Here is a 5,340-nt window from a genome sequence, read left to right as displayed (position 1 = left end):
GTGAGGTTTTGGCTCAGGTTTTTGGCGCTGATAATACTATCACTTCTCTGGATTTTCTCACTCTTTCTCCTTAATACCACAGCGCATTAAATTCGCTGCATTTTTCCTAAAATTATAGCAAGTCGGTTTGTTAAATAAGCCGACTTTTTAATTATTACTATAAAAAATACCAAGCCGATAAATTATTGGTGACTTGACTTGCTGACGACCATGAAATGGGTTGTTGGTGAGTCATTCATTCTTGACAAAAGCTAGAAAAAAAAGTTGATAAATACAAATATTTATAACCATTTTTGAGGGAAATATAGATTATCTGAAATTCTGCTGATTGACAGCCCTAAAATGGGTTTTTGAGAAAGAATCAAGTCTTAGTAAAAATAGGCAATCTAAGCTTTATTTACTACAAATATGAATGAATGTCAACTGCATTTAGGTGAAAAAACATCTAATTAAAAGGTAGATATTCTGAGATTGTGATCGTTTTTTTCATCATAAAATAATTTAGCACCATGTCTGAATTGGCTAAAAAACCGCTGATTTACCAGGTAAATACAGCTAACTGCTACTTTAGGAAGATGTCGCGAAAAAAAAAATCGAAGTAAATAGAACTTGTTAAGTATGCGAAGTCGATAAATTAGCAATTGGAGATTTCCATTAGCCATTAACAATAATATCTGCCACTGAAGATTGACAATTAACAAATCAAGGAGCCATCTAACTCATGAAAAATTTATGGTGCAACTACTCTTCGCCAATTCACAAATCAAGTTGCGATCGCCGCGACTGCGACTGCATGAAAGTTTCTTTGATTGGGGCGCCGTTAGTCAGGGATCGGGCGATCAATATTTCCTGTTTAACAAAAGCGAGTCGGGGCGTCAATACTGAACGTAAAAAACATTTAGTTTGCATCGATCCGAGGGTAGAGAATTATCAGCATCTTGCCAGCGGAGTCAAACCGGGGACAGAGATAATTGTCCTCGATCGAAGTCTGGACGGAGTAGAACAAATTACTGAGATTTTAGCTAAACGCAGCTCCATTGCCAGCCTTCAGATAGTTGCTCATGGCAATGAAGCTTCGGTGCAACTGGGGTCAACTTTACTGAAGGATGAAAACTTACCAAAGTACGATCGGCATTTACAACAGTGGCGCCATGCCTTCACGGAAAAAGCCGATATTTTATTATTAGCGTGTAAGGTTGGGGCTGGAAAATCCGGGATTGCTTTCGTGCAGAAGATGAGAGAATTAACAGGCGCAAATATAGCGGCTTCCAACAATATAATTGGCAGTACAAAATTAGGAGGAAACTGGCAATTAAATGTTACAGCAGGACGAGTAAAAACGGCAATAGCATTTGAAACAAAAACCCAGGAAACTTACAGCGCTGTCCTCATTAGTTTAGTGGACGAAAGTTTTCAAGACGCAAGTCTAATCGGGCCTTGGATATCTGGGGTAACAGGCACGTCAGACGCTCCAGCTTTAACAGCAGGAACCGGGACGGAGAGTTTTCCGGGTTTGAACATAGACCCGGTTGGCAGCGGGGCTTTGAGATTAACTACAAGAACTTTTGACCAATCTACTTTTGTCATCTATAACAGTCAGGTTCCAGTCAACAGCGGTCTTAACATTGTCTTCGATATATTTGCCTACAACGGCACTGCACGTGATAATTTAGCAGGGCGGACAGGGGACGGCATAAGTTTCTTTTTAATTGACGGTACTGTGACGCCAACAGTAGCTGGAGGCTATGGAGGTTCTCTCGGCTACGCCCAAAATACAGATACAAATCAGTCCGGTTTGCGGGGTGGTTATTTAGGAATTGGATTGGATGAATTTGGAAATTTCTCAAGTACAACCCAAGGACGTGTAGGCGGAATTGGGACGACTCGTAGAGCAGATTCGGTAACGCTTCGAGGTAGCGAAGTTACGCAATATCAATTTTTAACTTCTACGTTTGTGCCGCAGGGAATAGATAATATTCCCGATACCGTAAATCCTCTGCCTCCAAACGGGCCGATCAACGCCATTACTAGCAGTCGCGAAGCAGCCAGAAGAAGAGTTCAAATTATTTTGCAACCCCCCAATTCTGCAACGCCAAACCGTCTCACTGTTAACTTTGATCTCAACAATAATGGTTTGTTTACAGATCAGGGCGAGACTATTATCGACATTGCCAATTTAGAGGAGATAAACGGGCCAATACCGGCAACATTCAAATTTGGTTTTGCTGGTTCAACGGGAGACGCAACAAATATTCACGACGTTCGCACTTTGTCTATCCAAACTATAGACGTGCCGCTTACTACAGCAGATGTTGCCTCAACGAAAACAGGCCCGGCTGCTGCGGCACCGGGTAGCCCCATCACTTACACAATTACGACAGTAAATAACGGCCCGGACAACGCCGAAAACGTGGTGATTGAAGATCAATTGCCCGTCGGGGCAGTATTTGAAAGTGCCGACGGCGACGGCACTTTCAACCCGACAACGAGACTCGTCACCTGGCCTATTCCGAATTTACCTGTTGGGGCCACCGCTACGCGCACCGTAACTGTTACAACCCCAACTACACTCGGCCCTATTACCAACAGTGTATTCAGTAGCAGCAGTACGATCGATCCCGTACCCGGTAACAACAGTGGCAGCAGCCCGGATGCGAGAGTCACGACCACTATTACAAACGATATTGCCGATGTAGTGACGGTCAAAAGCGGGCCCCCTACTGCGGCTGCTGGTTCGACTGTCACCTACACAATTACGGCAGCCAACAGTGGGCCGAGTGCGGCAACCAATGTGGTGATCGCCGACACCATTGTTCCGGGTTTAACAGGAGTCAGCGTCTCCGAGGGCGGAACTTACAACGCAACTACAGGTATTGTGACTTGGCCGACGATCACATCCCTAGCCAGCGCAGCCAGCACCAACAGAACCGTCCGTTTTCCACTTCCTGCCACCAGCGGCCCCATCGCCAACACTGCTAGCAGCACCTCAACGAGTCCAGACCCCAATCCCGACAACAACAACGGCAGCAGCCCCGAAGCGCAAGTCACCACCACTATCACCGAGAGTGCGGATGTAGCTACGATCAAAAGCGGGCCCCCTACTGCGGCTGCTGGTTCGACTGTCACCTACACAATTACCGCAGCCAACAGTGGACCGAGTGCGGCAACCAATGTGGTGATCGCCGACACCATTGTTCCGGGTTTAACAGGAGTCAGCGTCTCCGAGGGCGGAACTTACAACGCAACTACAGGTATTGTGACTTGGCCGACGATCACATCCCTAGCCAGCGCAGCCAGCACCAACAGAACCGTCCGTTTTCCACTTCCTGCCACCGGCGGCCCCATCGCCAACACTGCTAGCAGCACCTCAACGAGTCCAGACCCCAATCCCGACAACAACAACGGCAGCAGCCCCGAAGCGCAAGTCACCACCACTATCACCGAGAGTGCCGATGTAGCTACGATCAAAAGCGGGCCCCCTACTGCGATCGCGGGTTCGACTGTCACCTACACAATTCTCACCGAAAACAGAGGGCCGAGTACCGCCACCAACATCACCGTTACAGACAGCATCGTTCCCGGTTTAACGGGCGTTACAGCATCCAACGGCGGTAGTTACAACCCAGCCACAGGCATTGTCAGCTTTCCGCCCATTGCCAGCTTAGCTGATGGCGTGGCCGTCAGCCGGACTGTCAGATTCCCAGTCCCGGCGACCGGCACTGTCAGCAACACGGCAAGAAGTACCTCAACCACTAATGACCCGAATCCCGGCAACAATAACGGCAGCGAACCCGGCGCAACTGTTAGCACCAGCATCGCCTCTGCCCCGACTCCGACTCCGACTCCCCCACCCACACCGACTCCGACTCCCGCCAACCAACCACCGATAGCTAACAACGTCAACCTCGAAATCGCCCCCAGCAACGTTGTGCCGATCGCAGGACTCGGAGGAAACGACCCCGACGGTTCGATCGCATCTTTCACCATCAACACCGTCCCACCAGCAAATGAAGGGCTGATATTTCTAGGTAATCCCGATACTGGCGGAACGATTGTCACCGTCGGTCAAATTCTGACACCTGCTGACATTAACCAATTATTTTTCCAATCGACAGGCAACTTTACAAAAGCAAATTTCACCTACAGCGCTACAGACAACCAGGGCGCTACCAGCCGCGCCAGCGCTACTGTATCGGCGCTGCTGCCAGAGCCCAACCAACCGCCAGTAGCTAACAACGTCGACCTCGATATCGCCCCCAGCAGCACTGTCTCGATCGCAGGACTAGGCGGCACAGATCCAGACGGGTCGATCGAATCTTTCACGATCAACACCGTCCCACCAGCAAATGAAGGGCTGATATTTTTAGGCAATCCCGAAACCGGCGGCCGGATTGTCACCGCCGGTCAAATTCTGACACCTGCTGACATTAACCAATTATTTTTCCAATCGACAGGCAACTTTACAAAAGCAAATTTCACCTACAGCGCTACAGACAACCAGGGCGCTACCAGCCCCGCCAGTGCTACTGTCTCTGCGATTCCCCTGAACGAACCAACACCAACACCGGCGCCGACACCCACACCACCAACACCGGCGCCGACACCCACACCCCCAACACCGGCGCCGACACCCACACCACCAACACCGGCGCCGACACCCACACCACCAACACCGGCGCCGACACCCACACCACCAACACCAGCGCCGGAACCAACACCACCAACACCAGCGCCCACACCAACACCACCAACACCGGCGCCAACTCCAACACCACCAACACCAACACCAGCGCCGGAACCAACACCACCAACACCAGCGCCGGAACCAACACCACCAACACCAGCGCCGGAACCAACACCAACACCAGCGCCCACACCAGCCCCGGCACCAACACCAACACCAACCCCCATCTTCAACCCAGTACCCGAACCCGATACGGGTTGCGGTTGCGTCCCCCTGCCAGGGCCCCCTCAGATCGCATTTACCCCCCCCCAGCCTTCCCCCCTACTCAACTTCGACTCCAACGCCGCCCAACTCATCGACATCCAAAACACCAGCATCGGAACCGAAGGCAACGATTCCTTAACAGGAAACGAAACCAACCAACTGTTTCTCTCCTTTGGTGGCGACGACACAGTATTAGGTGAAGGCGGCAGCGATCTCATCTTCGGCGAACAACAGCGAGACTTCATCGCAGCCGGACTCGACAACGACATCATTTACGGCGGCAAACAAACCGACGCCGTATTTGGCGGCAAAGCGGACGATCGCATTTTTGGCGATCGCAACGGAGACACACTCTACGGCGATCGCGGTTCTGACACCATAGTCGGCGACAA

At 50.4% G+C, this 5,340-nt stretch carries 1 protein-coding gene; it reads left to right on the top strand.

What is annotated here, in order from left to right; all coding sequences use genetic code 11:
• Positions 1–721: 721 nt before the first annotated feature.
• Positions 722–5,340 (top strand): DUF4347 domain-containing protein (locus QUB77_RS31235; protein WP_333323746.1); only part of this gene is annotated, 4,619 nt, incomplete at its 3' end.

This window comes from Microcoleus sp. AT9b-C3 (assembly GCF_036705485.1).
Taxonomy (GTDB): domain Bacteria; phylum Cyanobacteriota; class Cyanobacteriia; order Cyanobacteriales; family Microcoleaceae; genus Microcoleus.
The sequence above is the reverse complement of the archived record's forward strand: the minus strand, read 5'-3'. Positions and strand labels throughout refer to the sequence as shown.